This window comes from Achromobacter veterisilvae (assembly GCF_037619525.1).
GTDB classification, from domain to species: Bacteria; Pseudomonadota; Gammaproteobacteria; order Burkholderiales; family Burkholderiaceae_B; genus Achromobacter; species Achromobacter veterisilvae.
The window spans coordinates 5,695,700-5,721,929 of record NZ_CP148753.1 but is presented as its reverse complement, the minus strand read 5'-3'; the positions used below and the strand labels follow the sequence as shown (position 1 = coordinate 5,721,929).

Sequence of the window (26,230 nt, the reverse complement as noted above, 5' to 3'; positions counted from 1 at the left end):
GTCAGGCTCCACGCTTGCGGAGTTGCGGGTTGAGAGCGTCGTTCAGACCCTCGCCGATCAGGTTGATGGCCAGCACGGTCAGCATGATCGCGAGACCTGGCCACAGGCTCATCCACTGCGATTCGCGCAGCATGGTGCGCGCGGCGCCGATCATGTAGCCCCAGCTCATGAGATTGCGGTCGCCCAGGCCGAGGAACGACAGCGCCGATTCGGTCAGGATGGCGGTGGCGGTCATGAGCGATGCCGTCACGATGATGGGCGAGGCCGTGTTGGGCAGGATCTGGGTCAGGATGATGCGGCTGGGCCGCTGGCCGATCACGACGGCGGCCTGCACGAATTCGCGCGTCTTCAGCGTCATGAATTCGGCGCGGACCAGGCGGGCGACGGGCGGCCAGGAGACCATCGCGATCGCGCCGACGATGGAATACAGGGAGGGCTTGAATATCGCCACCAGCACCATGGCCATCGCCAACTGAGGCACCGTCTGGAAGAACTCGGTCGCGCGCATCAGGGCGTCGTCCACCCACTTTCCGTAGTACCCGGCGAGCGCGCCCACCAGAATGCCGACGAACACCGCCACCAGGGTCGAGATGACGCCGATCATGAGGGAGACGCGGGCGCCATACGCCAGTCCCGCGGCGATGTCGCGGCCCAGCATGTCCGTTCCCAGGAGATAGGCGGGATCGGTGAAGGGCTTGATGAGGGGCTGGGCCACCATCATCCACGGCGATTCTTCATAGAGGACCGACGCCGACGCGCCGACCGCGATGACGATCAGCAGCAGGAGCGTGCCGGCGGCGGCGCCGCGGTTGGCAAGGAATCTGTTCAGGAATTTCTTCATGGCGGTGTCCTTCAGCTTTCCTGGGTGCGCGGATCGACGAAGCGATAGATCAGATCGGTGAGCAGGTTGAACACCACGACCATGGTCGACGTGATCAGGAAAACGCCCAGCAGGAGCTGGTAGTCGCGCTGCAGCAGGGCGTCGAACATCAGGCGTCCGATGCCGGGCCAGCCAAAAACGGTTTCGGTCAGCACGGCTCCGCCGGCCATCTGTCCCAACTGGATCCCGGCGAAGGTGACGACGGGCAGCAGGGCGTTGCGCAGCGCGTGGTGGCGGATGATCTGGTTCACGGGCACGCCTTTCGCGCGCGCCGTCTTGATGAAGTCCATGCCCAGGACCTCGAGCATCGAGGCGCGCGTCAGGCGCGCATAGACCGCCATGAAGAAGCAGCCCAGCGAGACCGTGGGAAGGACGAGATGGGTGGCGATGTCCTTGACCCTGGCCCAGCCCGCCAGGCCGCTGCCTACCGTCTCCATGCCGAACGGCGGCAGCCAGCCCAGTTGCAGCGAGAAGAAGATGATCGCGAGCAGGGCCAGCCAGAATTGGGGCGTCGCGTAGATCAGCAGCGATGCCGTCATCAGCACGCTGTCGATCCAGGGATGCTTGCCCTGGTAGCGGCAGCGCGAGGCGACGATGCCGAACAGCACGCCGAACAGCAGCGCGAAGACGAATGCGCAGGCCATCAGCAGGAGGGTGGCGGGCAGCCTGTCCATGATCAGGTCGAAGACCGGCAGCCGTTCGCGGTAGGAATAGCCGAGGTTGAACTGCGCCACGCCTTTCAGGTAGGTCGCGAGCTGGACGTAGACGGGCTTGTCCAGGCCGAATTGCTGGCGCAATTGCTCGACGTAGGCTGGATCCGAAGACCCCGATTCGCCGGCGAGCACGGCGGCCGGGTCGCCGGGCGCCATGCGGATCAGCATGAAGTTGATGATCACCACGCCCAGGATGACGAATAGGGCTTTGCCCAGGCGCGAGACCAGGAAGGACAATTTCTGCATGCGTTCGATTCCACGGTGTTCTGGCGTTCGGGGGTCCCGCGCCCTGGGGCGGGCGCGGGACCGCGCGGCCGCCGGTTGTTACTTGTCCAGGTACACGTCCGCGAAGGTGTCGTGCAGGCCGATGGCGGACTTCACCAGGTTGTGGACCTTGCTGCTGTAGAGCGTGGGGTTCTCGATTTCGAACAGGTAGCCATTGGCCACGTCCGCGACCAGTTGGCGCTGGATCTCGTCGTAGAGCTTCTGGCGCTCTTCATTGGACGTGGTGGTCGCTGCCTTGTCCCACAGGGCGTCGACGGCCGGGTTCTTGTAGCCCTGGTTGTTGACGAAGGCGGATCCCTTGACGATGTTGCGCTCCAGATAAAGGCGCGAGACGCCCAGCGCCGGGTCGCCGTACTGCGACGTGAAGCTGAAGGTCAGATCGAAGTCGAAGTCGGAGACGCGCTTGGACCACGTGCCGGCGTCCGCGGGCTCGATCTCCACCTTGAAGCCGACCTGCTCCAGGCTCTGGCGGGTGTACTCGCCCAACCGGTCCCATACCGCTCCGTAGGGATAGGAAAGAATCTTGATCGGCGTCTTCGAGAGATCCACGCCGGACTCCTTGATCAGCGCGCGGGCGGCTTTCAAGTCATATTGGTACGGCGGGACCTTGGCGTCGTAGAAGGGCGTGCCGGACGAAATCGGGCCCGTGGCGATCTTGCCCAGGCCGAAGAAGATGTTGTCGACCACGAACTTCCGGTTGACGGCCGCCATCACGGCGCGGCGCACCAGCACGTTGTCGAAGGGCGGCTTGCGCTGGTTCATCTGCATGTAGGCCTGGGGCGAGAACATCTCCCAGCCGCTGGTGGTGTACTGCACGTTCGGCAGGGCCTTCAGGCGGCGCACGTCGACGCTGTCGGCGTCGCCGCTGCGCAGCACCTGCACGTCGCCGCGCTCGAATGCCACCGCGCGCGAGGCGGCGTCGGGAATGACGTTGAACACGATCTCGTCCAGGTAGGGCTTTCCTTTTTGCCAGTAGTCGGGATTGCGCGCCAGGATGATGTACGAGCCCCGCTTCCATTCCTTCAGCTTGAAGGGGCCGGTGCCGATGGGCGTCTGGTTGGCGGGGTTGGTCTTGTAGTCCGTGCCGTCGTAGATGTGCTTGGGCACCATCGGCATGTTGTCGCTGACGAACGCCTTCAGGAACGGGGCGAAGGGCTGCTTGAGGCGGATCTCCACCTTTTCCGGGTTCACCGCGGTGACCGATTCGACGAACTGGGTGATGATGACGCGGGCGCGCGGGTGTACCTCGCGCAGGAACTTGTCGATGGAGAACACGACGTCGTCGGCGGTGAAGGGCTTGCCGTCGTGCCACTTGACGCCGGATTGCAGCTCGAAGACATAGACCTTGCCGTCGTCGGAGACCGACCACGATTTGGCGAGCCCCGGGGCGGGTTCCAGCGCCGGCGTCCAGGTCAGCAGGCTTTCGTAGATCTTGCCCGCGACGTATTGCGTCGGGATTTGCTGGTTGAGGCCCAGCATGAGCATGGGCGGCTCGGGCTGGACGATGGCGCGCAGAGTGCCGCCTTGGGTCTGCGCCTGCGCGCTGTTGCCGGCGAAGGCGAGGGCGGCCGCGAGCGCCAGCGCCAGGAGGGGGCGCTTGCCGCGGGAGGGAGCCAGGGATGAGGTAGCCAGGGCAGAGTACATGCGGGTCTTTCCTTGAGAGGGGACTGGGCTTTCGCCTTCAGGATGAGCGGAATGTGGCCGGTGCTGCGTTTCGTCAGATTGTCTTGACCGCGATGCCCTCGGCCTCCAGGGCGGTGCGGATCTGGCTTGCGAACTGCACGGCGCCGGGCTGGTCGCCATGTATGCATAGGGTGTCGGCTGCGATGGGGACGTCCTTGCCCGCGAGCGAGCGCACGACGCCTTCCTTCACCATGCGCCTGACCTGGGCGATGGCCTGCCCGACGTCCTCGATCATGGCGTTGGGCTGGGAACGGGGAGTGAGCGTGCCGTCGTCCTGATAGGTGCGGTCCGCGTAGACCTCGAAGACCGCGGGCAGGCCGAAATCGCGGGCGGCCCGCGCGATCGCGGCGTTGGCGACGTAGATCGGCAGCGTCGGATCCAGGTCGTGCACCGCGCGCGCCACCGCGTTCGCCAGCTCCGGATCGCGGGCGGTCATGTTGTAGAGGGCGCCATGCGTCTTCACATGGTGCAGGCGGCCGCCCTGGGAGCGGGCAAAGGCGTCCAGCGCGCCGACCTGGTAGACCACCAGGGCATAGACTTCGTCCGGCGTCATCGCCATGGCCCGGCGGCCGAAGCCCTGCAGGTCCGGCAGCCCCGGATGCGCGCCGATGGCGACGTTGGCCGCGATGGCCGCGCGGACGGTCTTGAGCATGACGTCGGGATCGCCGGCATGGAAGCCGCAGGCGATGTTGGCGGAAGTGACGTGCGAAAACAGTTCCAGGTCCTGGCCCATGACCCAAGGCCCGAAGCTTTCGCCCATGTCGCAGTTGATATCGATGGATGGCATAGTGGTTTCTCCTGGGATCGTCAGAGGCGCGGAAACGGGTGGGTCAGGATTCCAGCGCCTGCGCGGCGGCGTGGCGCAGGTGCTGCAAGCGTTCTTCGAAGTCCCGCCAGGCGTTTTCGGCGTCCGCCTGCGTGACGGTTTCGAAACGCAGGCCGTCGCCCGGCATGGCCTGGGCGAGCAGCGGCAGGTCGGCGCTGGCGACGTAGCCGATCTTCGGGTAGCCCCCCGCGCTTTGGCGGTCCGCCATCAGGACTATCGGCTGGCCGTCGGGAGGGACCTGCACGGTGCCGAAGACCGTGGCTTCCGAAACCAGCTCCATCGGCTGTTCGAGCTTGAGGGCCGGGCCTTGCAGGCGTATTCCCATGCGGTCGGATTGAGGCGTGACCTGGTATTGCCGGCTTTCGAAGTCCGCGCGGGCGGCCGCCGTGAACGCCTGCCAGTGCGGGCCGGGGATGACGCGCAGCAATCCTGCGGGCCTGGCCGGCGGCGACACGTCCACGGGCAGGGCCGACAGCATGGGCAGCCCGCTTTGCACCATCCGGCGTTCGATGGGCAGGGCGGGGGCGGTCCGGCGCTGGGCGCTCAGCGGCACGTGGTCGCCCTTGCGCAGCGGCCGGCCGTGGAAGCCGCCGAATCCGGCGCGCACGTTGGTGCTGCGGCTGCCCAGCACGGGTTCGGGCGCCAGGCCGCCCCGCACCGCCAGGTACAGGCGCGCGCCGGCGGTGCGCGCGCCGATGTCCAGGACCACCCCGCGGCGCAGCAGCACCGCCTGCCCATAGGGCACGGGCTGTCCGTCGGCGGTCACGTTCATGGAGGCGCCGCACAGGGCGATCAGCGTATGTTCGGAAAAGGACAGGCGCGGCCCGTTGAGGGTGCATTCGAGCACGGCGGCGTCCTCGGGATTGCCGACGAGCGCATTGGCCGCGCGATGCGACCATTCGTCCATCGGACCGTTGACGGATACGCCGTACTGCTGGTGTCCCAGGCGCCCCGTGTCCTGCAGCGTGCTGAACATGCCGGGGCGTTCGACGAGCATGGTTCTCATGGACGCGGCTCCAGCAGATCCCGGAATTCGTCGGGAGTGATCGGCCTGAATCTCAACTGGTCTCCAAGGCGCAGGCGCGTCGGCGGATCCTGCCGCACGTCGAAGAGATTCCACGGGGTGCGCGCGATGACGTTCCAGCCGCCGGGCGATGCATCCTGGTAAATCGAGGACAGGCCGTTGGCGATGGCGACCGAACCCGCCTCGACGCGCGTGCGCGGCGAACTCCGGCGTCCGATCTTCAGGCGCGGGTCCAGCGGCCCGGCGAAGGGATTGCCGGGAGAGAAGAAAAAGGCATAGAGCGTGAGCGGCGCGCCGCAATGCAGTTCGATCGTTTCGTCCACGGTCAGGCCGCAATGCCGCGCGACATCCTCCAGGTCGGGACCGAACTCGCCGCCATAGCAGGCCGGTATCTCGATGGCGCGGCCTTCGGTGGACAGCACCGGCAAGTCCTGCGCCAGCAGGGATTCGAGACGGCGCGTCAATTGCGCGGAAGGAAGCTCCGGGCCTTTCGGAAAGGCCGCCGGCTGGAAATGCACGGCGACGGTGGTGAAGGCGGGCACCACGTCGATCACACCCGGCGGCTTGCTGGCGGCCAGCAGGGCGGCGACGGCGTGCACGGCCCGGCTGGTCTCGACGTCGGCCTGTTCGCCCAGGCGGATCAGCAGGCAACGGTCGCCGACCGGCTCGATCCGCGCATCGCGCAAGGCCGCGGGTTTCATGGAGGGGGCTGTGGGGAGCACGATGTCTGTCAGTCGCGGGTGAGCAGCGCGCACGCCGCGACGATCTGCTCGCAGGCGAGCTTGAGGCGTTCGTCGGACAGGGCGAACGCCAGCCGCAGGTAGGGCGCCAGCCCGAACGCCGTGCCCGGGACGACCGCCACGCCCGCCTCTTCGATCAGGTAGCGGGCAAGGTCGGAGTCGGTCGATATCCGGTCTCCCTTGGGCGTCCGGGCGCCGATGGCGCCGGCGCAATTGGCGAACAGGTAGAAGGCCGCCGGCGGACGTGCGACGGTCAGCAGGGGAGCGGCCCCTTGCAGAATGGACAGGGCCATGTCCCGGCGGGCGCGGAGCCGGTCGCGCCAGCCGTCCAGGAATTCCTGCGGGCCGTCGAGGGCCGCGGCCGCGGCGACCTGGCTGACCGATGATGGGTTGCTGGTGCTTTGCGATTGCAGCAATTCCAGCCCCTTGATCAGCCAGGCCGGGCCGCCCGCGTAGCCCAAGCGCCAGCCGGTCATGGCGTAGGTCTTGGAGACCCCGTTCACGGTCAGGGTGCGTTCGCGCATGTCGGGCGCGGCCTGCACGAACGAGGTGAATTCGCCTTCGTACACGATCTTCTCGTAGATGTCGTCCGACAGGACCATGAGCCGCGGATGCCGGCGGACCACGTCCGCCAGGGCGCGCAGCTCGTCGCGCGTGTAGAGCGCGCCCGACGGGTTGCACGGGGCGTTGAGGATCAGCCAGCGCGTGCGCGGCGTAATGCGGGCGGCAAGCTCTTCGGGCGTGATCTTGAAGTTCCGGCCTTCGCCGGGCGTGACCACGACGGGCTCGCCGCCCGCGATCTTCACCATTTCGCTGTAGGAAACCCAGAACGGCGCCACGATGATGGCTTCGTCGCCGGGGTCGATGGTCGCCAGCATGGCGTTGAACAGGATCTGCTTGGCGCCGGTGGCCGCGATCACTTCCGATTCGGTGTAGTCGAGCCCGTTGTCGCGCGCGAACTTGCGCACGATCGCGGCCTTCAGGGCCGGGGAACCGCCCACGCCGGTATAGCGGGTATGGCCGTCCACGATTCCCTTGATCGCCGCGTGCTGGATATGCGCGGGGGTGTCGAAATCCAGTTCCCCTTCGCTCAGGCTGATGATGGAGCGGCCTTGGGCGGCCAGGCGGCGGGCCAGTTCGCTGACCGCGCCGGTCGCCGAGGGGCTGGCCGCGGAAAGACGGTCGGACAAACGCAAATCGAGGTGGGCAGTGGTCATGTGGAACCCGGGAACGGCGTGGATGGAAACCTGATCTTGCGTGGTATACAAGAACAAGTACATCCGGTATACCACCTATATACCTATATTTGATAACATTGGAGTTGCTTTAAGGTTTTGCGCTGAAAAACGGGGGGGCATGGCTTTTCCCATTGCGCGCAGCGGCACCGGGCAGCCGACCGGCACAGGCTTTCCGGGACGGAGCGGGCTGGAATTGCTTTTGACGAATATGTGCCAAACTGCATTTTTTGGAATCGGGCGCGAACAGGAGCCATGACTACGGGTCAACTCACAGAACAAGATGGCCAGGAGGCCGAAAGCAACGGCAAGGGATTGGCGAATCAGGCGTACGACGCCCTGGTCGACCTGATCCTGTCGCGTGAGCTGAAACAGGGCGAGCAAGTGCAGGAGCGCATGCTCGCGCAAAGGCTGGGCGTGTCGCGCACGCCGCTGCGCGAAGCCATGCACCGGCTCGAAGGCGAGCGGATGCTCGAACGCAAGTCCAATAACCGCCTGTTCGTGCGCCAGGTCACGCTGCAGGAGCTCATGGAGGGGCTCTATATACGCAGGATGCTGGAGTCGGACGCGGCGGCCCGGGCGGCCGGCAACGTGCCGGCGGACAAGCTGGCCGACCTGCGCAAGCGCATAGAGGCCTTGATGAACATGGATTCTCCGGCGGATCCGCTGCACCAGCAGTTGGACGCGGAGCTGCATGGGCTGATCGCCGAATACTGTGGCAACGAGTTGCTGGCCGGCATGATCGCCAATCTGCGGCAGAAGACGCGGATGTTCTCGCTCAAGCGGCTCGAAAAACGCATGGTGCCCGTCTGTGGCGAGCACATGGCGATGATCGACGCGCTGGCCAGAGGAGACGCCGAGGCCGCCTCCGCCGAAACGATGCGCCACATCGACAACATACGGCAGTCCATCATCGACAAGCTGGCCGGCATGTAGCGCGGCGGGCCGCGCCTGGCCGCGCCGCCCTTACGCCTCGCCCTTCGCGGCGAGGTTCCGCAATATCTGGCCGAGCTCGGTGGGGAAGGGGAAGACGATGGTCGAGTTGTTCTGCGTGCCGATCATGGCCAGCGTGCTCAGGTAGCGCAACTGCATCGCTTCGGGCTGCTGCGACAGCGTGCGCGCGGCGTTCAGCAGCATCTGCGCGGCCTGCTCTTCGCCCTCGGCATGGATGACCTTGGCGCGCCGCTCGCGTTCCGCCTCGGCCTGCCGGGCGATGACCCGCACCATGCCCTCGTTCAGGTCGATGTGCTTGATCTCCACGTTCGCCACCTTGATGCCCCAGGCGTCGGTCTGCGAATCGAGGATTTCCTGTATATCGTTGTTCAGCTTGTCGCGTTCCGAGAGCATTTCGTCGAGATCGTGCTTGCCCAGCACGGAGCGCAGGGTCGTCTGCGCCAGTTCGCTGGTCGCCTGCCGGAAGTTCTCGACCTGGATCACGGCGCGTTCCGGGTCGATCACGCGGAAGTAGATGACGGCGTTCACCTTGACCGATACGTTGTCGCGCGAAATCACGTCCTGGCTGGGCACGTCGAACACGGCCATGCGCTGGTCCACGCGCACCATCTGCTGGACCACGGGAATCATCAGGATCAGCCCGGGACCCTTGACGCCGGTGAAGCGGCCCAGCGTGAAGATCACGCCGCGCTCGTATTCGCGCAGGATGCGGACTGCCAGCGCGAACAGCGCGAGGGCCAGCACGAGAATGGGGCCGTAGAAGGCAAGGTTCATCAACATGGCAGACTCCTGAAAAGTGAGGGTTCGGCGTCGCCGGACAGGGGCGGGGCGCTACGCGGGCTCCCGGGGCGGCGGCGGGCCGGCATCCGTCCGCACGTGCAATGTCAGTCCTTCGGCCGACGCGATCACCACTGTGTCGCCGGCCGCCAGCCCGGCCGGACCGACCGCGCGCCAGCGTTCTCCGGCGGCGGACACATAGCCTTGCGCGCCGGTCCAGCTCAGCACCCTGGCGGGCTGGCCGGCCAGCGCCTCGACGCCGCTGACGATCGGGGCCCGGCGGGAACGCAGTGCCAGCCGGCCGATCAGGAAGGTCATCCCCAGGCTCGCCACGGCGACGCCCGCCACCATCGGTAGCGAAACCTCGTACGCCGGCGTATCGGTGTCGATCAGCAGGAGCGCGCCCAGCACGAAGGAGATTGCGCCTCCGATGCCCAGGATGCCGAGGGAGGGGGTGAAGATTTCGGCCACCATCAGAGCCATGCCCAGCACCGCCAGCGCGACGCCGGCATAAGTCAGGGGCAGCGCGGACAAGGCGTACAGACCGATCAGCAGGCAGATCGCGCCCAGGATGCCCGGAAACAGCGAGCCCGGGCTCATGAACTCGAAGATCAGTCCATACACCCCCACCATCAGCAGCATGAGCGCCAGATTGGGGTTCGTGATGACGCCCAGCAGGCGCGTGCGCCAATCCGGCTCGCGCTCCTGGAGCGTGAGCCCCTTGGTATGCAGCGTCACCTCGTTGTTGCCCACCTTGACAGTGCGTCCGTCCGCCTTGTCCAGCAGGTCCGGCAGGTCGTCGGCGATCAGGTCGATCACATTCTGCGCGCGCGCTTCGCCGGCCGACAGGCTGGCCGCCGAGCGGACCGCCTGCTCCGCCCAGTCCGCGTTGCGCCCGCGCAGCGCGGCGAGCGACCGGATGTACGCAACGGCGTCGTTGATCGCCTTGGATTCGCTCGCGTCCTTGGGCGGCGAGGGCGGCTGCTTTTTGTCGTCGTCCGTCGCGGGTTTCCCGCTGGCCGGGTCCGGCGGCCGGGCAGGATTGCCGCCCAGCGAAATGGGCGTGGCCGCTCCCAGATTCGTCGCGGGCGCCATGGCCGCGAGATGGCTCGCGTAAAGGATATAGGTGCCGGCGCTGGCCGCGCGCGACCCGTTGGGCGCCACGTAGGCGATCACGGGGATCGGGGAGGCGAGGATCGCGCGGATGATGTCGCGCATCGAGGCGTCCAGGCCGCCGGGGGTGTCGATGCGCAGCACCGCCACCGCCGCATTCTGCTGGCTCGCGGCGGCCAGTCCGCGGATCAGGTAATCCGCCGTGGCGGGGCCGACGATGCCGTCCAGGGACAGCACGACGGCAACCCTGGGGCCGTCGCCGGGGGGCTGGGCGTGCACGCCGGCCGCAGCGATGGCGGCCGCCGCCAATAGCGCGGCAAGGCCGCAAAGCCTGCGCAGCATCGAACAGGTTCCGGACGTCAGGCTCTGGAATAGGGCAGCCATGAGCGGGTCTCCTCCGACGGGCAGCGCCGGCGGCGGAACCGCCGTCCCTGCCTGTCCAGGGTACACCCTTTACGCCCGGATTCAGAAAATCGTAAGAATTTCAGGGCTCCAGGGGTGTGATGGACAACAAACGATATTGGTTCTCATTTATAATTTACCGCACCAGCGGCGGATTCCCGCCTACGCCCACACCAGGAGCAGTCGATGAACGGATCGCCAATTGCCGGCCCCGAAGGGGCGACGACGCCTGCCGCCGAGCACGATCTCGAATCGGAGGCCGCGCTGCGCGGCGTCTACACCAAGCCGCCCGCGGCGGTGGTCAACAAAACGATCGACCGGCTTGACGAGCACGCCCGCAGCTTCATCGCGCTGTCGCCTTTCTTCTGCATCGGCAGCAGCCGGCCGGGGGCGCTGGCCGACGTGTCCCCGCGCGGCGGGGAACCCGGGTTCGCGCACGTGCTGGACGACCGGCACCTGGCATTTCCCGACCGGCCGGGCAATAACCGCCTGGACACCCTGACCAACCTGGTCCACGCGCCGGCGGTGGGGCTGCTGTTCTTCATTCCGGGCATCGACGAGATGCTGCGGGTCAATGGCGTGGCGCGGGTATCGGTCGAGGAGGGCCTGATGCGGCGCTTCGTGGTGCAGGACAGGCGGCCGCGTTCGGTGGTCGTGGTGCAGGCCCGGGAGGTCTACCTGCATTGCAGCAAGGCGCTGAAGCGGGCCGACCTCTGGAACCCGGACAAGCGCGTGCCGCGCTCGGCGCTGCCCTCGCTGGGGCAGATGTTCCGGGATCAGCTCAAGACCGTCTTTCCGGCGCGGCTGATCGACTTCGCGTTGAAGCAGGACGCGAAGCGCAACCTGTACTGAGGGCGCGGCATTGCCGGCATGCGGGTTTGTGGCGATAATTGCGATTAATTCCCATTACTGAAAATTGGACCGCGCCTTGCCATGCCTTTCCCCGAGCAGACTTCCGCCGTCGCCGTGCAGCGTCTCTACGACGCGCATCACGGCTGGCTGTTCGGCTGGCTGCGCCGGCGGCTGGGCAATAGCGCCGACGCAGCCGATCTGGCCCAGGATACGTTCGTCGGGCTGCTGAGCGCCTATCGGCGCCGCGCCATGCCGGAACTGCACGAGCCGCGGGCCTACCTCACCACCATCGCCAAGCGCCTCATGGTGGACCTGTACCGGCGCCATGCGCTGGAGCAAGCCTACCTGGAGGCGCTGGCCGCCATGCCGGCGCGGCACGCCCCGTCCGAAGAGCAGCGCCTGGCGGTACTGCAGACCCTGCGCGAAGTGGACGCCTTGCTGGCGGCCCTGCCGGACAAGGTCCGCGCCGCGTTCCTGCTCTCGCAACTGGACGGGCTGACGTACGAACAGATCGCCGTCGAGATGGGCGTCAGCGTGCGCACGGTCAAGCGCTACATGGCCGACGCCTTCAAACACTGCATCCTGGCGGCGCCATGACGTCCGTGCCGGACACCATCGATCCCAAGATAGCGGGCGAAGCCGCCGATTGGCTGGTGCGGCTGCATTCGGGCCGGTTTTCCGAAGCCGACCGGCAGGCCTGTGAGCGCTGGCGCCAGCGCAGCGACGAGCACGACCGCGCCTGGACGCGGGCGCAAGCCGTGCTGGCCAAGCTCGGCGGCCTGCCGCCGGGCCTGGGGCGCGCCGCGCTGGGCGCGGGGGCGTCGCGCAGGGCGGGGATGCGCGTATTGACCGGCCTGATCGTCGCGCTGCCAGCCGGCTGGCTGGCATGGCGCGCGGCGCCCTGGCAGGCCTGGACGGCCGACTACGCCACGCGCAGCGGCGAGCGCCGGCGGATCGAGCTGCCCGACGGCAGCCTGCTGGTGCTCAACACGGCCAGCGCCGTGGACCTGGACTATTCGGACGCGCAGCGGCTGGTGTTGCTCAGGGAAGGGGAAATCCTGTTGCGCACCGCCCACGCCTCGCCGCCCGATCCCCGGCCTTTGCTGGTGCGCACCGCCGAGGGCAGCGCGCAGGCGCTGGGCACCTACTTCAGCGTCCGGCAGTTGGATGCGCGCAGCCGGGTCGCCGTGATCGAAGGGCGGGTGCGCCTGCTGCCGCGCGCGGCGCCAGCCGACGTCGTCCTGACGGCCGGGCAGTACGCCGATTTTTCCGCCACCCAGGTGCAGCCGCCGCAGGCCAGCCAGCATCCTCCGCAAGCCTGGCTCGACGGGGTGTTGTACGCCGACGGCATGCGGCTGGCGGATTTCCTGCAAGAACTGTCGCGCTACCGCCCCGGCCTGCTGCGCTGCGATCCCGAGGTCGCCGGCCTGCGCATTTCCGGCGGGTTCCAGGTGGACGACACCGACGCCGTGCTGCTGGCCGTATCGCGCAGCCTGCCGGTGCGGCTGGTCTTCCGCAGCCGGTACTGGGTGACCGTCGTTCCAGCCTGACGGCGAGCGGTTGCCCCGGGGGGGCAACAACCCTTTGTCACCTTTTTCTGTCTCGGCCGACAAGTCCATATAGCACCTTCGCTAGCACTCTGTCGGGATCAGCATGGTTTCAAGCAAGCACACAGTAGCCTGGCCGCCCAACTGGGCGAGCCGCCGGGCGGCCGCGGGCGCGTTATGCGCCGCATTGGGATGGGCGGTGGCCGCGCCCGCCGTCCTGGCGCAGCCCGCCGGCACCTCGTCGGGCGCCGCCGCATTGCCGCGATTCGATATTCCCGCCGGTCCGCTGGGGCCGGCGCTGGCCGCGTTCGCCGGCGCGGCGCGCATCAATCTTTCCTTCGATCCGGCGCTGGCCGAGGGCCGGCGCACGGCGGGGCTGCAAGGGGCCTGGACGGTGGACGCGGGGCTGGCCCGGCTGCTGGCCGGCACGCCGCTGGTGGCGCGGCGCGACGGCGCGAACGTCTACACCCTGCGGCTGCTGCCCCAGGAATCGGCGGCGCTGTTGCCGGCGGTGCGCGTGGAAGGCGCGGACGAGTCGGCCCGGGGCGAGGCCGATGGCATCGTCGCGCGGCGCAGCGCCGCCGGCACCAAGACCGATACGCCGATCCTGGAAATCCCGCAGACCGTGAACGTGGTGACGCGCGACGAGATCGCGATGCGCGGAGCCCGCAGCGTGGTCGAGGCGCTGGCCTATACGCCCGGCGTCTATGCGCCGGGCGGCAGCGCGGACCTGCGCTACGACAACATCTACCTGCGCGGCGGCTATGCGGCGCGGAACAATCTGGACGGCGCCCGGCTGCCCTACGGCGCCTACAGTTTCGGCATGCTGCAGATCGAGCCCTACGGGCTGGAGCGAATCGAGGTGCTGAAAGGGCCCTCGTCGGTGCTCTACGGCCAGAATACGCCGGGCGGCCTGATCAACATGGTGAGCAAGCTGCCAACGCAAACGCCGCGGCGCGAGATCGAATTGCAGACCGGCAGCTACGGCCGGGCGCAAGCCGCCTTCGACCTGGGCGGTCCGGTGGACGAGGCGGGGCAGTGGAGCTACCGCCTGGTCGCGCTTGAGCGCGACGCGGCCCAGTCCGCGCATTATTCCGAAGAGGACCGGACCTTCGTCGCCCCGGCGCTGACGTGGCGGCCCTCGGCGGCCACCTCGCTGACCCTGCTGGGCTTCTACCAGAAGGACCACCAGGTGCCGCTGTACGGCAACCTGCCGGCGGCGGGGACGCTCTATTCCAATCCCAACGGCCGTATCCCGCGCGACCGATTCGCGGGGGAACCGGGCTGGGATGCCTACGACCGGGAGCAATATTCTGCCGGCTACCTGTTCTCGCACCAGTTCAACGACACCTGGACCGTCAAGCAGCAATTGCGCTACAGCCACATGCGGGGCGAGGCGCGCACCACAGTGGGCTACCTGCTCGACCCCGTCGACATGCGGACCTGGTCGCGCACCATGGCGCGCGGCCAGGGCACTGGCACGACGCTGAGCGTCGATACCCAGGCGGTCGCGCGTTTCCGCACGGGCGCGGTCGGGCACGAGTTCCTGGCCGGGTTCGATTACCTGGACATGCGCGATACCTACAAATTCGCCAACGTCATCGCCGGGGTGCCGCCGCTGGATCTCTACGACCCGGTCTACGGCCGGCCGCGGCCGGGCGTGCGCGACCTGATCCCGCGCATCGACGCCGTCCAGCGCACCGAACAGTCCGGCGTCTACGCGCAGGACCAGATCTCGTACGGCAACTGGCTGTTGACGCTGGGAGGACGCTACGACATGGCGCGCAGCACCACCCGCAACCAGTTGACCTCCGGCAAGGTGGCGCAGAGCGATTCCGCCTTCACCGGCCGCGCGGGGCTGACCTATGTGCTGGAGAACGGCCTGGCGCCCTATGTGGCCTATTCCACGTCGTTCGCGCCCACCGGTGGCACCGACTACGAGAGCAATCCGTTCCAGCCGTCCAAGGGCCGGCAGATCGAGGCGGGGCTGAAGTACCAGCCGCCAGGCAGCGACAGCATGGTGACCTTGTCCGCGTACCAGTTGACGCAGACCAACGTGCTGACCAGCGACACCACGCCGGGCCGGCCGCCGGGCTTCCAGGCGCAGACCGGCGAGACCCGCGCCCGCGGCATCGAACTGGAAGGCAAGGCCGGCCTGGCTCGCGGCTGGGATCTCATCGCCTCTTATTCGTACGTCGATGCCGTCGTGACCAAGAGCGCCAACGTCGATGTCATCGATGGCGCGCCGCAATCGCGCGAAGGCAAGAAACAGTTCTACGCGCCGGCGCACCAGGCGGCGGCGTGGCTGGCCTATAAGGTGCAGGACGGGCCCTTGCAGGGATTGGGACTGGGCGCGGGCGTGCGCTACATCGGCGCCGATTGGGGCGACGCGGCGAACACGCTGCGCATCCCGTCGGTGACGCTGGTGGATGCCGCGCTGTCCTACGACCTGGGCCAGATGCGGCCCGAGCTGCGGGGGGTGAGCCTGGCGCTGAACGCCAGCAACCTGTTCGACCGGACCTACGTGGGCACTTGCGTGACGGCGACCGCCTGCACCTACGGCGCGGGACGGCTGGTGCTGGCCACGCTGAAGTACGCATGGTGACGCGGCGCGGCGGCTGGCGCGGGACGCTGGCGCGCGCGCTTGCGGCCACGCTGGGCGCCTACGCGCTGGTGTCGGCCGCGGTCGCGGCGGCGGCGCTCCTGCCCTGGGCGCCGGCGGACGCCATTCTCTATCCGGCGCTGCTGGCGATTCCCGCGCACGTCGCCCTGGCGATAGGATGCTTCGCGGCGGCGAGCCCGCGGCGCGTGTGGGTCGCCATCGCCGCCGGCTGCCTGGGCGCCCTGGGCTTGCGGTGGGGACTCGCGGCATGAGCCCTTTTCCGGAAGGAAGCCTGCGCCAGCGCATGGCCTGGCTGCACACCTGGGTCGGCCTGCTGTTCGGCTGGATCGCGTTCGCGGTATTCCTGACCGGCGCCCTGAGCGTCTATGCGCCGGAACTCAGCCGCTGGATGACGCCCGAGAGCGCGGCGGCCGGCCCGGCCAGCCGCAGCCAGGCCCTGGCCACGGCGCAGGACTGGCTGGAACGCCATGCGCGCAACGCTGCGTCGTGGCGTGTCGAATTGCCGGACGCGCGCCACCCCTTGCTGGCGCTGTCGTGGCATGGCGAGGGAGGCGAGGGCGGCGCGATGCTGGACCCCGCCAGCGGCCACGAGATAGTCCCGCGCGATACGGAAGGCGGCGAGTTCCTGGTGGAGTTCCACTACAGCCTGCATGCCGGGCAGGCCGGCATCTGGCTGGTGGGAGCCTGTAGCCTGGCGTTGCTGGTGACACTGGTGTCCGGCGTGATCGTGCACCGGCGGCTGTTCGCGGATTTCTTCACGTTCCGGCCGCGCGCCTCGCCGGGCCGAGCCTGGCTGGACGCGCACAATGCGCTGTCGGTGCTGCCGCTGCCGTTTCACTGCATGATCGTCCTGACCGCGTTGAGCACGCTGCTGCTGGCCTATCTGCCGGCGGGCATGCACAGCCGCTACGGCGGGGACGTGGCGGCCATGGTGGCCGAGGTCTTTCCGCGTCCTCCGCCGCTGTCCGCGCCGGGCCCCGCGGCGGCCATGGTTCCATTGGCGTCGCTGGCGCAGCGGGCCGAGTCCGTATTGGGCGAAGGCAAGGTCGCCGCGATCGAGATCAGGCGGCCCGGCACGCAAGCGTCGATCGCCGACGCGTGGCGCGGCTTCGACGACCGCCTGCTGGCGTTTCCCGACCGCGTGTCGCTGCGCGCGAGCACGGCGGAAATCCTCGACGTCCGGACGGAGTATCCGGGATCCCTGCGGCTGATCCGGACGCTGGGCGGACTGCATTACGGCTACTACGCCGCGCCGCTGCTGCGCGCGCTGTATTTTCTCCTGGCGCTGTCCGGCGCCGCGATGATCGCCACGGGCCTGGTGCTGTATGTGGCCAGGCCGGCGGCGGCCGCGTCCCCGTTCGGGCGGGCGGCGCATCGTTTGAACGTGGCGATGGTCTGCGGCCCGGTATGCGCCTGCGCCGCGTATCTGCTGGCCAACCGCCTGGCATGGCCGGCCTCTCCGGGACTGCACGAACGCGAGGTGGCGGCCTTCTTCCTGGCCTGGGGCGCCTGCGGGCTGCACGCGCTGATGCGCGGCGGGCGCAGGCTCTGGCCGGAACAGTGGCGCGCCGCGGCGCTGCTGTGGCTGGCGGTGATGCCCGCCGACCTGCTGGCGCTGGCGGGCGACGCCGAACTGCGGCCCGCGCTGGCCGCGCCGCTGCACTGGACGGTCTGGGCGGGGTGCGCGGCCGCGGCCCTGGCTTGCCGCTACGCCGCCAGGCGCTGCCGCCCCGCGCGGCTGCCTACAGGATGAAATTCCGGTAACGCTCCAGCCAGCGCAGGCCGCTGCGCATATTTTCCTTGCGCAGGACTTCGGCCGCCTCCGCATCCCCGCGGCAAAGCGCGTCCAGCACGGCGCGGTGCTCTTGCAGGGCCTGGGCCGCCCGGCCCGGAAGAATGATGATGCGGCGCGCCAGCACCATGATTTTCTCGCGCATGCCATCCAGCATGTCGGTCAGCAACTGATTGTCGGCGGCAACGATGATGTCCCGGCGGAACGCGTCGTAGCTAGACAGGAAGGACTCGAAGTCGCCGTCGCGGACATAGTCCTCCATCGGCTCGCCAAGCGCCGCGACGTGCCGGTCCCAGAATGCGCGCGGCGCCTTCTGCGCGGCCTGCCTCGCGCCCAGCCCTTCCAGCACTTCGCGCACGGCGAAGATCTCGACGATCTGTTCGTGGCCCAGCCGCTTTACGACCGCGCCCCGATTCGGAATGCGCTCGATCAAGCCGCGCTGCGCCAGGATGCCGAAGGCATCGCGCACGGCTGCACGCGATACGCCGAAGCGCTCGGCCACCTCGCTTTCACGCAGTTTGGCGCCGGGAGGGATTTCCTGCGAGGCGATCCGGTCCCGCAGTTGCTGGTCCAGCGCCACGGTGGGCTTCAAGCGACCTGCCTTTCCCGTGCCTGCGCGCGATCGGGGCGGGCCAGCCCCAAGTGCTCACGCAAGGTAGTGCCTTCGTAGTCATTGCGGTAGATGCCGGCCCGCTGAAGCAGCGGGACGACCTCGTCGACGAATTCGCGGATGCCGCCCGGCAGGTGCGAGTACTTGATGATGAAGCCGTCGGCCGCGCCCTGCTCGAACCAGGTCTGCATGGAAGCGGCGATCTTCCCGGGCGTGCCGGTGACGGCGAAATGCCCGCGGCTGCCGGCCAGGCGGCGGATGAGCTGGCGTATCGTCGGCTTGTCGCCCCAATGGCGCACCAGATGCTCGATGATGGCGAGGCGGCTCTTGATCCCTTCAAAGCCCGCCACGCTGCCCAGGTTTTCCGGCACGGGATCATCCAGGTCGAACCTGGAAAGATCGATCCCGAAAGAACCCAGCAGATTCGCGTACACCGACGGCACCAGCAGATCGTCCAACTGATTGCGCAGGCGCCGTGCTTCTTCATCCGTGCTTCCGATCACCGTCAGCAGGCCCGGCACGACCTTCAGGCTGCCGGGGCTGCGTCCGGCCAGCGCCACGCGCCGCTGCATGTCCTGGTAAAAGGCCTGGCCGTAATCCAGCGTGGGCTGGGCCGTGAACACCATCTCGGCGTGGGCCGCGGCGAAGTTGCGGCCGTCTTCGGACGAGCCGGCCTGCACCAGCACCGGATGCCCTTGCGGCGGGCGCGGCAGATTCAAGGCGCCCGCGACACGATGCCGCCCGCTGTCGTAGTCCAGCGGCCGCACCCGGGCGGGGTCGGCATAGCGGCCATGGTCGCGGTCCGGCACCAGCGCGGCATCGTCCCAGCTATCCCACAACTCGCGGATCAAGGCGGTATATTCGTGCGCATGGGCGTAGCGCTGATCGTGGGGCACGACCTGCGCATGGCCGAAGTCGCCCGCGGTCGCGGTTTCGCCGGTGGTGACGATATTCCAGGCCGCCCGTCCGCCGCTCAGATGGTCCAGCGTGGCGAAGCTGCGCGCCAGGTTGTAGGGTTCGGTATAGAGCGTGGAGCCGGTCGCCACCAGGCCGATGCGCTCGGTCACCGCCGCGACGCCGGCCAGCAGGGTCAGGGGTTCCAGTTCCCACCGTATGCTTTGCCGGATGCGCGGTGTGTAGGCCAGGAAGTCGGCAAAGAACACAAAGTCCATCTTGCCGCGCTCGGCCAGCCGGGACAGCGATTGGTAATACGACAGGTCGGTTCCGCGCCACGGTTGGGCCGAGGGCATGCGCCAGCCGCCTTCGTGGTCGCCCGATTGATGGAATTCCGCGCCCAGGATGAGTTTCCGCTGAGAGAGAGCCATTGCATTAGCTTCCTGATGAATGCCCGGCTCAGGCCGGTGCCAGATCGAGATTGGCGGGCCGTTCCAGCCCGTAATGCCCGCGCAGGGTATTGGCCGCGTAATCGCGGTCCAGCCAGCCGCGCTGCCGCAGCTCCGGCAGCAGGTAGTCCACGATGTCGCCCAGGTCTTCGTCGACCACCGCCGGCACCAGGTTCAAGCCGTCCACGCCCAGGTCCTCGACCCAGGGCGCCAACTGGCTGGCGATCTCCGGCGGCGTGCCCGCCAGCACCGGCCAACCGGGCTGCCAGGCGCCGCCGTATCCGGCGCGCGCGCGCAGACGGCGCTCGACCTGGGCTTCGCTTGGCGAGGCGATCACACTGAAGGTCGCCAGCACCCGCGCGCCGGAGCGGCGCGCGGCCGGCAGCACGGCCCGCGCCGACGGCAGATCCGGGGCATTCAGGAACACGATGTCGGCGGAACCGGCAAGCGGGCCGTCATGCTGCGCCGCCAGCACCACGTGGCCTTGAGGCGGACGCGGAATGTCCAGGGGGCCGGTGACACGGAAATGCCGGCCGACGTGGTCGATCGCCCGTACCCGGCCGGTGTCGACATAGGTGCCCTGGGGCTTGTCGACCTGCCGGGCGTCGTCCGCCCAGCTATCCCACAGGGCGCGCAGCACCTGGTCGTACTCTTGCGGCAAATCGTCGTCCGGTTCCGGCCGGCGGTCGAAGTTGAGCCGTTCCTCGCCCGTAACGGCACGCGGCAGCCAGCCCGCCCGGCCCTGGCTGGCATGGTCCAGGGTCGCCAACCGCCGCGCGATGTTGTAGGGCTGGCTGAGTTCAGGCGCGATGGCGGCGATGAGGCCGATGCGCTCGGTGCCGGCCGCCAGCGCGCCCAGCAGCGTCAGCGGTTCGGCGGCAAGTCCGGCCGGGCCATGGGCCAGCGTGGCGGGTGCCGCCAGGCTATCCGGCAAATACAGGGAATGGAACTTGCCCCGCTCGGCCAGCCGCGCGATGCCTTGATACCAGGCGAGATCGGCCGGATGAAAACCCGCATGGCGCCAGGCGGCGGGATGCGCGCCGGGTCCCGGCAACGTCAGGTTCAGGTACAGCGATGCGCTCATGATGCTCATCTCATTGTTTCCAGGCCGAGAAGCGCCGCTCCAGCGCCACCAGCCCGTAGTTGATGACCAGACCCAGGGCCGATACCGTCAGAATTCCGGCGTACATGCGGTCGATCTGAAAATTGTTCTGGGCGTACGTGATGTAGTAGCCCAGCCCGGCGTTGGCGCCGACCATCTCGGCGGCGACCAGCACCAGGATCGAGGTCGCGCCCGCGAGGCGGATACCCGTGAAAATCGTCGGCACCGCCGAGGGCAGCACCACCTTCTGGAACAGCCGCAGCGGCGACAGCCCCATGGAGCGCGCGCACTTGATCAGCAGCGGATCGACATTGCGCACCCCGCTGATGGTATTCAACAGGATGGCCCAGGTGCAGGCATAGAACACGATGGCGATCTTGGAGGCTTCGCCGATGCCCAGCAGCAGAATGAACACGGGCAACAGCGCGAGCGTCGCGGTGTTGCGGAACAGCTCGATGATGGGGTTGAGCAGCTCCGCCAGGCGCCGGTACCACCCGATCAGCAAACCCAGGGGAATGCCCACCAGCACCGCGAGCCCGAATCCGGAGATCGAACGCAGCAGGCTGGCCAGCAGGTTCTCGCCCGTGGTGCCGTCGTGCCACATATCCAGCCAGGCATGCGCCACCACCGAGATCGGCGGAAAGAAGGCCGCGTCCACCCAGCCGGCGCGCGGCGCGATCTCCCACAGCGCCAGCAAAAGGATCAAGAGCAGCAGGCGTCTCAGCACGCTGGCCAGCGCGGCGAACGGCAAGGCGATGCCGGCCGGCGCGGCGCGGTGCAAAACGGAATCGGTCATGGGTCGGTCTTTCAAGGATTGGATCGGGATCAGGCCAGCGCCTCATGGCGCTGGCTCTGTCGGACCTCGTCATGCAGCAAGGTCCAGATGGCGTGGCGCTGGCGCACGAATTCCGGGCTGGAACGCCAGTCGCCGTCGGCATCGCGCCCCTCCCGCCCTTCGATGTCGACCACGTGCTTGATGCGTCCGGGGCGCGAAGTCATGACGGCCACCCGTTGGCCGAGGTACACCGCTTCGTCGATGCCATGCGTGATGAAAAGAATGGTGCGGCCCGTGGTCTCCCAGATGCGCAGCAACTCGTCCTGCAGCGTTTCGCGCGTCTGCGCGTCCAGCGCCGCGAACGGTTCATCCATCAGCAGCACCTTGGGCTCGAAGGCCAGGCTGCGTGCAATGGCGACGCGCTGCTTCATGCCGCCCGACAATTCATGCGGGTAGTGCTGTTCGAACCCCGCCAGGCCGACCAGTTCGAGGTAGTGCCGGGCTTTCTCCACGCGTTCGGCGCGCGACAGCCTGCCTTGCGCTTCCAGCCCGAAGCCCACGTTCTGCAAAGTCGTGCGCCAAGGCAGCAAAGCGTATTGCTGGAACACAATGCCGCGGTCCAGGCCGGAGCCGGTGACCACGCGGCCGTCCAGGCGCACCGCGCCCCGCGAGGGTCGCGTCAAGCCGCCGATCAGGTCCAGCAGCGTGGATTTGCCGCAGCCGCTGGGTCCCACCAGCGCCATGAATTCGCCCGGCGCAATGCTCAGATTCACGTCCTGCAACACGGTCAGGCTGCTGGCGGCCTTGCCCTGGCCGCGCGTGAACGCCTGCTCGACGTGTTCGAGATCGATGCGCGATCCGCTGGTTTCCAAGTGATGTGTCATAGCCGGTAGGAAGAATCGATGGCGTCCAGCCGGCGCAACAGCGCAGGCCATTCCAGTTCGCCGAACGTGCGCCGCACGCCCGGTACGAACAGCTCCGCGACTTCGCGGCGGATACGCTCTTCCGGATAGACGAGCGCGGCGCCCGTGCCCATGGCGTCGACCTGGATCTGGCAGGCCTGTTCCGCGTTGTAGATGATGTTGAAGGCCTCGGCGATGCTGCGGCCGCAGCTCAGCAGGCCGTGATTGCGCAGAAGCAGCAGGTCATGGTCGCCCAGCGACCGCACCAGCCGCGGCTTCTCGCCGTCGTAGATGGTGACACCCTCGTACTCATGGATGCCGTAGCGGCCATAGAAGCGCAAGGCCGTCACCGAAATCGGAAGAATGCCGCAATCCAGCGCCGCCACCGCCATGCCGGCACGCGTGTGCGTATGCACGATGCAGTTCACATCCGGACGCGCCTCATGAATGGCGCTGTGGATGACGTAACCCGCGCGGTTGATGCCGTAGTCGTTGTGCGGCCTGAGGATGACCTCGCCGTCGTGGTGAATCTTGTAGAGGCTGGAGGCCGTCACTTCGCCATACAGCTCGCCGTGCGAATTGATCAGGAAATGCTCGGGCTCGCCCGGCACCCGCATGGTGATGTGGTTGTTGATGATGTCCGACATCCCGTACAGGTCCACCAGGCGGTAGCAGGCCGCCAGATCCACGCGCGCGGCCCACTCCGCCTCGCTGACCTGTTCGCGGATCGTGGCGGGCTTGCTGAGCACTTGCGGCATGAGTCTCTCCTGACGAGCGCGGCCAAATGCCGCGGCCAGGCAATCTTGAGGTCAGCGGCGAGCAAAGCGAAGAACGAATTTCGTATATCCAAAAAAACTGCGGCAATAAACGTCGCCATAAATGTCGACGTTCTTGTCGGCAATAGAACCGGCAGGGCTTTGGATATGAAAAAACAATCGAAGTTGGCGCGCGCACCTTCCTATAACCTGCCTGTCTTCACGCCGCCTTGCCGGTTTTCGATCTGAAGGAGTCATTCATGAAATCAGTCATTCGCCGGATAGCCGCGCTGTCGGTGCTGGGCTGGGTCGCCCTCGTTCCGCCGTCGTCGGCCGCGGCGCCCGAACAGACCGTCCTGCGCTACCAGGCCTCCAGCGTGGGCCAGATCGCCTACGCGGAGCTGGCCGACGCGCTGGGCTATCTCGCTCCCTTGAAACTCGAACGCGTCGGCGTGCAGGCGGGCGGCCCGGGCGGCCTGCAATTGACGGCCACCGGCCAGACGGAATTCGCCCAGTCATTCAACGGCAGCATCATCAACGCAGTCGCTGCCGGCGCCAGGCTCAAGGCGGTCGCGGCCTACATGTCCACCTCGAAAGAAAACGCCGTGGGCGCCTGGGTGCTCGAAAACAGCCAGGTGCGCGGCGCCCGCGATCTCATCGGAAAGAAGGTCGGCGTCAACACGCTGGGCGCGCTGTGGGATGCGTCGGTCGAGGAATACCTCAAGCGCGGCGGCCTGAACGAACAGGAGCGCAAGCAGGTCACGCTCATCGTGCTGCCCGCCGCCAACATCGAGCAGGCGTTGCGCCAGGGCCAGATCGACCTCGCCCTGCTATCGGCCGGCTTCCAGGTGCAGGCCGAGCAGCGCGGCGGTATCCGCAAGCTGTTCGACGACCATCAACTCTATGGCGACGTGAATCTTGCCAGCATCGTGTTCAGCGCCGACTATGTGGAGAAGAACCCCGAGACCCTCAGGCACTTCGTCGGCGCGGTGGGCAAGGCCATCGAATGGCTGCGCGCCCACCCGCGCGACGAGGCGGTTGCCGTCTATAAGCAGTACCTGGAAACCCATGGCCAAGGTTCGGCCGTGAATGGCCTGCAATACTGGCAAGGGCAGTCCGTCGCCACGCAGGGCGGCGTAATCCTGAACGAAGACTTCGCGCGCTGGGAGGCCTGGCAGCAGGCGCGCGCAGGCGCCCGCGCCAAGCCGGTGGACATCAAGGCGATTTATACCAACGCCTTCAATCCCTACGCCGGCAAGGTCGCGCAGAAGTAAACGACGCCGCCGGGCCCGGCGGCAGCTTCGTCCCGCGCGAGATCGTTTCGATGAGCATAGGCACGTCGAAGATCAGATCGCGCCTATTGGAATCCTGGCGTAGTTCGCCATTGACCCAGCATCGGACGTCCTGGCCGGTCACGTCGACTTCGTCCGCCGTTCCGGTCCAGGGGCCCATGGGGCACGAGGTTTCGAAGGATTTTCCCGGGAACCACTGCTTGTGGCTGGCCTGAAGGCCGCGTTCTGTCAGGCCGCCAGACACGCGGCCGGGCGCGTCGGCCCTGGAAATGCCCAGGCCGGGCTTTCCGATGATCACACCCGGTTCGGCCTCGTAATCGAGTTGGCCGCAGGCCTTGTCGGGATAGCCGATCCGGGTTTGTGACGCCACGACCGACTCCGGCATTTTCGTAAAGATAAGGGGCGCCTTGGGAATCGCATCGGCCGCCGAAGACGCGCCGCTGTCAAAACCGCTGCGCGCGATTCGCCGCGGCCTTCGTCCACCGAGGCCGGGACGGTCTAGTCTTCAACAGATCGTGTTGCGAGTTTCACGGCTGCTCCTGCTTTTCGTCGGTCGAATCGATTTCCGCTTGCGGCAAGCCGGCAAGCAGGCGGGCGCGGGTGTGCTCGGAGTGGTCCCGGGTGAGCTGGACGAATCGGTCGGCATCGCCCAGCACGAATGCCTGGGCGAGCTGGATGTGCTCTTGCTGCGCTTCCCGCAGATCGCCGGTGAGCCTGGTTTCGGTGCGTATGTAGCTTTCGATCAGGGTTCGCGAATGCTCCAGCGCGCGCAGGTGATGAGGGCTGTCCGCCGGACTCAGCATGGCTTTGTGGAAGCGCGTATTCAGGTCGAACCATTGCGCCCAGCTTTCGTCGTCGGTGTGCTCGGCAAGGCCGCCCATCTCCGAGGCGATCGCATAGACCGCGGCGATGTCGGCCTCGGTGCGCTTCACGATGGCGCGCCTGGCGAGTTCGGTCTCCAGCAGCCGGCGCAGGTCGAAGACCTCGTTGATCTGTTGCGGGTCCAGGGTTGCCACGGCATAGCCTCGGCGCGGATGGAGAACGACGATTCCGTCCGCCTCCAGGCGGGGCAGGGCTTCGCGCAGGGGGCTGCGGCTGACGCCGAGCCGATTGGCCACCTCGTCCTGCCGCAACATCTGGCCGGGACGGAACACGCCGTTCAGGATGGCATCGCGCACCTTCTGGTAGACCATGCTCGGCAAAGTCTGATTGGAAGCCTGGGCTGAAAGTTGGTCGATAGACATGGGGCTGGGCCGGGTAACACGCTGGTTTTCAAGATTTTATACAAAATAGATTCTTGGAATCCGAGCGTGGTTTTGGAATCGTGCACAGGCGGATTCTAGCGCTGAAGCACCTGAAAATCCAGGACAAAAGCCAAAATACCACAGCCAGACAAGGGTATGTACTAATTCATACTTGTCGCCACGAGCTTAGACTTCAATCCTGTTAGCGACAAATTTTATACAATTTTTCCAGGCAAGGCGGGCCGATGGTCTGTGCCGTAGCGCAGGCCTCGCGACGCCCGCTCGATGCCGCGGCGCCCATTGCGCCGTGACGTCAACCTCCCATCCCTCGTTCCAGGAGCAGTCATGTCCAGCCAAGTGAAGTACGTCAACCCGAAAGGCTGCGCGCCCGCGCAAGGTCTGTATTCGCATATCGGAACGGCGGACGGAAAGTTGTTGTTCGTCGCGGGCCAGTTGTCGGTGGGCGCAGACGGCAATGTGGTTGGCAAGAACGATTTCAAGGCCCAGTTCGAGCAGATCTTCCGCAATCTCGGCGACGTGCTCCGCGGCATGGGGGGCGACTTCAACAACGTCGTCAAGTTCACGACGTACTTCGTGCATTCGCAGGACATCGACCTATTCATGAAGCTGCGTGCCGAATATTTTCCGAAGTGGTTCAAGGGGGCGGAACTGCCGCCCAACACCTTGCTGGTAGTGGACCGCCTGGTCAAGGAGGACTTCCTGCTTGAGGTGGAAGCCATCGTGCACGTCGCCTGACACGC

26 protein-coding genes are annotated in these 26,230 nt (G+C 67.2%); 9 read left to right on the top strand and 17 right to left on the bottom strand.

Translation table 11 applies throughout. The annotated features are described in order from the left end of the window. Position 1 precedes the first annotated feature (1 nt). The 7 genes from WHX56_RS26615 to WHX56_RS26585 form a co-directional block, all read right to left on the bottom strand. Positions 2 to 841, bottom strand: coding sequence for an ABC transporter permease (locus WHX56_RS26615; protein WP_129241105.1), 840 nt, complete (start codon positions 839 to 841; stop codon positions 2 to 4). An 11-nt stretch (positions 842 to 852) separates the two neighbouring features. Continuing rightward, positions 853 to 1,839: an ABC transporter permease gene (locus WHX56_RS26610; RefSeq protein ID WP_287755865.1), complete on the bottom strand. Its 987-nt coding sequence runs from the start codon at positions 1,837 to 1,839 to the stop codon at positions 853 to 855. A gap of 78 nt (positions 1,840 to 1,917) precedes the next feature. Continuing rightward, the gene (locus tag WHX56_RS26605) at positions 1,918 to 3,522 is read right to left on the bottom strand and encodes an ABC transporter substrate-binding protein (protein ID WP_129241107.1); all 1,605 of its coding nucleotides are present in this window, start codon (positions 3,520 to 3,522) and stop codon (positions 1,918 to 1,920) included. 73 nt (positions 3,523 to 3,595) lie between these two features. After that, a complete protein-coding gene (locus WHX56_RS26600) occupies positions 3,596 to 4,348 on the bottom strand; it encodes a 5-oxoprolinase subunit PxpA (protein ID WP_338879440.1) in 753 nt (250 codons plus the stop codon). Between the two features lie 43 nt (positions 4,349 to 4,391). Continuing rightward, complete coding sequence (locus tag WHX56_RS26595; RefSeq protein WP_338879439.1) at positions 4,392 to 5,393, bottom strand: biotin-dependent carboxyltransferase family protein; 1,002 nt, start codon at positions 5,391 to 5,393, stop codon at positions 4,392 to 4,394. After that, the gene (gene pxpB / locus WHX56_RS26590; protein WP_287755861.1) at positions 5,390 to 6,112 is read right to left on the bottom strand and encodes a 5-oxoprolinase subunit PxpB; all 723 of its coding nucleotides are present in this window, start codon (positions 6,110 to 6,112) and stop codon (positions 5,390 to 5,392) included. Before pxpB ends, WHX56_RS26595 begins: the two co-directional genes overlap by 4 nt. A gap of 29 nt (positions 6,113 to 6,141) precedes the next feature. Continuing rightward, positions 6,142 to 7,368 carry a pyridoxal phosphate-dependent aminotransferase gene (locus WHX56_RS26585; RefSeq protein ID WP_287755860.1) on the bottom strand — a complete coding sequence of 409 codons (1,227 nt, stop codon included), beginning with the start codon at positions 7,366 to 7,368 and terminating at the stop codon, positions 6,142 to 6,144. Between the two features lie 273 nt (positions 7,369 to 7,641). Here WHX56_RS26585 and WHX56_RS26580 point away from each other — a divergent pair, with 273 nt between their 5' ends. Then, positions 7,642 to 8,322, top strand: a complete 681-nt coding sequence (locus tag WHX56_RS26580; protein ID WP_129241112.1) for a GntR family transcriptional regulator — start codon at positions 7,642 to 7,644, stop codon at positions 8,320 to 8,322. 30 nt (positions 8,323 to 8,352) lie between these two features. On the opposite strand, the gene WHX56_RS26575 is transcribed toward WHX56_RS26580, so the two are convergent. Then, complete coding sequence (locus tag WHX56_RS26575) at positions 8,353 to 9,120, bottom strand: slipin family protein (protein ID WP_129241113.1); 768 nt, start codon at positions 9,118 to 9,120, stop codon at positions 8,353 to 8,355. A 51-nt stretch (positions 9,121 to 9,171) separates the two neighbouring features. Continuing rightward, a complete protein-coding gene (locus WHX56_RS26570) occupies positions 9,172 to 10,572 on the bottom strand; it encodes an NfeD family protein (RefSeq protein WP_422393676.1) in 1,401 nt (466 codons plus the stop codon). A 246-nt stretch (positions 10,573 to 10,818) separates the two neighbouring features. On the opposite strand from WHX56_RS26570, the gene WHX56_RS26565 reads away from it, so the two are divergent. From WHX56_RS26565 to WHX56_RS26540, 6 genes are all read left to right on the top strand, one after another. Further along, a complete protein-coding gene (locus WHX56_RS26565) occupies positions 10,819 to 11,484 on the top strand; it encodes a pyridoxamine 5'-phosphate oxidase family protein (protein WP_338879438.1) in 666 nt (221 codons plus the stop codon). Positions 11,485 to 11,565: 81 nt separating this feature from the next. Beyond that, entirely contained in the window at positions 11,566 to 12,081 is a 516-nt protein-coding gene (locus WHX56_RS26560) for a sigma-70 family RNA polymerase sigma factor (RefSeq protein ID WP_287755857.1), read from the top strand. Continuing rightward, the gene (locus tag WHX56_RS26555; RefSeq protein ID WP_338879437.1) at positions 12,078 to 13,034 is read left to right on the top strand and encodes a FecR family protein; all 957 of its coding nucleotides are present in this window, start codon (positions 12,078 to 12,080) and stop codon (positions 13,032 to 13,034) included. Before WHX56_RS26560 ends, WHX56_RS26555 begins: the two co-directional genes overlap by 4 nt. A gap of 103 nt (positions 13,035 to 13,137) precedes the next feature. After that, complete coding sequence (locus WHX56_RS26550; protein ID WP_338879436.1) at positions 13,138 to 15,636, top strand: TonB-dependent siderophore receptor; 2,499 nt, start codon at positions 13,138 to 13,140, stop codon at positions 15,634 to 15,636. Then, on the top strand, positions 15,630 to 15,905 hold the full coding sequence (locus tag WHX56_RS26545; protein WP_129241118.1) for a hypothetical protein: 276 nt from the start codon (positions 15,630 to 15,632) through the stop codon (positions 15,903 to 15,905). The genes WHX56_RS26550 and WHX56_RS26545 overlap by 7 nt, the downstream gene beginning before the upstream one ends. Continuing rightward, on the top strand, positions 15,902 to 17,407 hold the full coding sequence (locus WHX56_RS26540) for a PepSY-associated TM helix domain-containing protein (RefSeq protein WP_338879435.1): 1,506 nt from the start codon (positions 15,902 to 15,904) through the stop codon (positions 17,405 to 17,407). Before WHX56_RS26545 ends, WHX56_RS26540 begins: the two co-directional genes overlap by 4 nt. On the opposite strand, the gene WHX56_RS26535 is transcribed toward WHX56_RS26540, so the two are convergent. From WHX56_RS26535 to WHX56_RS26510, 6 genes are read right to left on the bottom strand one after another with little or no spacing between them, the layout of a single operon-like run. Beyond that, positions 17,397 to 18,038 (bottom strand): GntR family transcriptional regulator, encoded by a 642-nt coding sequence (locus WHX56_RS26535; protein WP_338879434.1) that lies wholly within the window; start codon positions 18,036 to 18,038, stop codon positions 17,397 to 17,399. The genes WHX56_RS26540 and WHX56_RS26535 overlap by 11 nt on opposite strands. Beyond that, on the bottom strand, positions 18,035 to 19,381 hold the full coding sequence (locus WHX56_RS26530) for an LLM class flavin-dependent oxidoreductase (protein WP_338879433.1): 1,347 nt from the start codon (positions 19,379 to 19,381) through the stop codon (positions 18,035 to 18,037). Before WHX56_RS26530 ends, WHX56_RS26535 begins: the two co-directional genes overlap by 4 nt. 28 nt (positions 19,382 to 19,409) lie before the next feature. Continuing rightward, positions 19,410 to 20,492 carry an LLM class flavin-dependent oxidoreductase gene (locus WHX56_RS26525; RefSeq protein ID WP_338879432.1) on the bottom strand — a complete coding sequence of 361 codons (1,083 nt, stop codon included), beginning with the start codon at positions 20,490 to 20,492 and terminating at the stop codon, positions 19,410 to 19,412. 1 nt (position 20,493) lies between these two features. Beyond that, positions 20,494 to 21,297 carry an ABC transporter permease gene (locus WHX56_RS26520; RefSeq protein WP_129241123.1) on the bottom strand — a complete coding sequence of 268 codons (804 nt, stop codon included), beginning with the start codon at positions 21,295 to 21,297 and terminating at the stop codon, positions 20,494 to 20,496. Positions 21,298 to 21,326: 29 nt separating this feature from the next. Continuing rightward, complete coding sequence (locus WHX56_RS26515) at positions 21,327 to 22,160, bottom strand: ABC transporter ATP-binding protein (protein WP_338879431.1); 834 nt, start codon at positions 22,158 to 22,160, stop codon at positions 21,327 to 21,329. Then, positions 22,157 to 22,936, bottom strand: coding sequence for a class II aldolase/adducin family protein (locus WHX56_RS26510; protein WP_338879430.1), 780 nt, complete (start codon positions 22,934 to 22,936; stop codon positions 22,157 to 22,159). The genes WHX56_RS26515 and WHX56_RS26510 overlap by 4 nt, the downstream gene beginning before the upstream one ends. A gap of 257 nt (positions 22,937 to 23,193) precedes the next feature. Here WHX56_RS26510 and WHX56_RS26505 point away from each other — a divergent pair, with 257 nt between their 5' ends. Continuing rightward, complete coding sequence (locus tag WHX56_RS26505) at positions 23,194 to 24,207, top strand: ABC transporter substrate-binding protein (protein ID WP_338879429.1); 1,014 nt, start codon at positions 23,194 to 23,196, stop codon at positions 24,205 to 24,207. On the opposite strand, the gene WHX56_RS26500 is transcribed toward WHX56_RS26505, so the two are convergent. Beyond that, on the bottom strand, positions 24,173 to 24,640 hold the full coding sequence (locus tag WHX56_RS26500) for a fumarylacetoacetate hydrolase family protein (protein WP_338881842.1): 468 nt from the start codon (positions 24,638 to 24,640) through the stop codon (positions 24,173 to 24,175). The genes WHX56_RS26505 and WHX56_RS26500 overlap by 35 nt on opposite strands. Before the next feature lie 112 nt (positions 24,641 to 24,752). Then, positions 24,753 to 25,469: a GntR family transcriptional regulator gene (locus tag WHX56_RS26495; protein ID WP_129241128.1), complete on the bottom strand. Its 717-nt coding sequence runs from the start codon at positions 25,467 to 25,469 to the stop codon at positions 24,753 to 24,755. A 345-nt stretch (positions 25,470 to 25,814) separates the two neighbouring features. On the opposite strand from WHX56_RS26495, the gene WHX56_RS26490 reads away from it, so the two are divergent. After that, positions 25,815 to 26,225 carry a RidA family protein gene (locus WHX56_RS26490; RefSeq protein ID WP_129241129.1) on the top strand — a complete coding sequence of 137 codons (411 nt, stop codon included), beginning with the start codon at positions 25,815 to 25,817 and terminating at the stop codon, positions 26,223 to 26,225. Positions 26,226 to 26,230: the final 5 nt, after the last annotated feature.

What these genes read in the sequence shown, in the direction of transcription:
- WHX56_RS26490 (WP_129241129.1), top strand. Translation starts at nt 25,815, where the DNA reads ATGTCCAGCCAAGTGAAGTACGTCAACCCGAAAGGCTGCGCGCCCGCG.
- WHX56_RS26575 (WP_129241113.1), bottom strand. Translation starts at nt 9,120, where the DNA reads ATGTTGATGAACCTTGCCTTCTACGGCCCCATTCTCGTGCTGGCCCTC.
- WHX56_RS26515 (WP_338879431.1), bottom strand. Translation starts at nt 22,160, where the DNA reads ATGACACATCACTTGGAAACCAGCGGATCGCGCATCGATCTCGAACAC.
- WHX56_RS26540 (WP_338879435.1), top strand. Translation starts at nt 15,902, where the DNA reads ATGAGCCCTTTTCCGGAAGGAAGCCTGCGCCAGCGCATGGCCTGGCTG.
- WHX56_RS26570 (WP_422393676.1), bottom strand. Translation starts at nt 10,572, where the DNA reads ATGCTGCGCAGGCTTTGCGGCCTTGCCGCGCTATTGGCGGCGGCCGCC.
- WHX56_RS26615 (WP_129241105.1), bottom strand. Translation starts at nt 841, where the DNA reads ATGAAGAAATTCCTGAACAGATTCCTTGCCAACCGCGGCGCCGCCGCC.
- WHX56_RS26605 (WP_129241107.1), bottom strand. Translation starts at nt 3,522, where the DNA reads ATGTACTCTGCCCTGGCTACCTCATCCCTGGCTCCCTCCCGCGGCAAG.
- WHX56_RS26520 (WP_129241123.1), bottom strand. Translation starts at nt 21,297, where the DNA reads ATGACCGATTCCGTTTTGCACCGCGCCGCGCCGGCCGGCATCGCCTTG.
- WHX56_RS26550 (WP_338879436.1), top strand. Translation starts at nt 13,138, where the DNA reads ATGGTTTCAAGCAAGCACACAGTAGCCTGGCCGCCCAACTGGGCGAGC.
- WHX56_RS26565 (WP_338879438.1), top strand. Translation starts at nt 10,819, where the DNA reads ATGAACGGATCGCCAATTGCCGGCCCCGAAGGGGCGACGACGCCTGCC.
- WHX56_RS26545 (WP_129241118.1), top strand. Translation starts at nt 15,630, where the DNA reads ATGGTGACGCGGCGCGGCGGCTGGCGCGGGACGCTGGCGCGCGCGCTT.
- WHX56_RS26560 (WP_287755857.1), top strand. Translation starts at nt 11,566, where the DNA reads ATGCCTTTCCCCGAGCAGACTTCCGCCGTCGCCGTGCAGCGTCTCTAC.
- WHX56_RS26610 (WP_287755865.1), bottom strand. Translation starts at nt 1,839, where the DNA reads ATGCAGAAATTGTCCTTCCTGGTCTCGCGCCTGGGCAAAGCCCTATTC.
- pxpB (WP_287755861.1), bottom strand. Translation starts at nt 6,112, where the DNA reads ATGAAACCCGCGGCCTTGCGCGATGCGCGGATCGAGCCGGTCGGCGAC.
- WHX56_RS26595 (WP_338879439.1), bottom strand. Translation starts at nt 5,393, where the DNA reads ATGAGAACCATGCTCGTCGAACGCCCCGGCATGTTCAGCACGCTGCAG.
- WHX56_RS26530 (WP_338879433.1), bottom strand. Translation starts at nt 19,381, where the DNA reads ATGGCTCTCTCTCAGCGGAAACTCATCCTGGGCGCGGAATTCCATCAA.
- WHX56_RS26505 (WP_338879429.1), top strand. Translation starts at nt 23,194, where the DNA reads ATGAAATCAGTCATTCGCCGGATAGCCGCGCTGTCGGTGCTGGGCTGG.
- WHX56_RS26555 (WP_338879437.1), top strand. Translation starts at nt 12,078, where the DNA reads ATGACGTCCGTGCCGGACACCATCGATCCCAAGATAGCGGGCGAAGCC.
- WHX56_RS26580 (WP_129241112.1), top strand. Translation starts at nt 7,642, where the DNA reads ATGACTACGGGTCAACTCACAGAACAAGATGGCCAGGAGGCCGAAAGC.
- WHX56_RS26495 (WP_129241128.1), bottom strand. Translation starts at nt 25,469, where the DNA reads ATGTCTATCGACCAACTTTCAGCCCAGGCTTCCAATCAGACTTTGCCG.
- WHX56_RS26585 (WP_287755860.1), bottom strand. Translation starts at nt 7,368, where the DNA reads ATGACCACTGCCCACCTCGATTTGCGTTTGTCCGACCGTCTTTCCGCG.
- WHX56_RS26510 (WP_338879430.1), bottom strand. Translation starts at nt 22,936, where the DNA reads ATGCCGCAAGTGCTCAGCAAGCCCGCCACGATCCGCGAACAGGTCAGC.
- WHX56_RS26600 (WP_338879440.1), bottom strand. Translation starts at nt 4,348, where the DNA reads ATGCCATCCATCGATATCAACTGCGACATGGGCGAAAGCTTCGGGCCT.
- WHX56_RS26525 (WP_338879432.1), bottom strand. Translation starts at nt 20,492, where the DNA reads ATGAGCATCATGAGCGCATCGCTGTACCTGAACCTGACGTTGCCGGGA.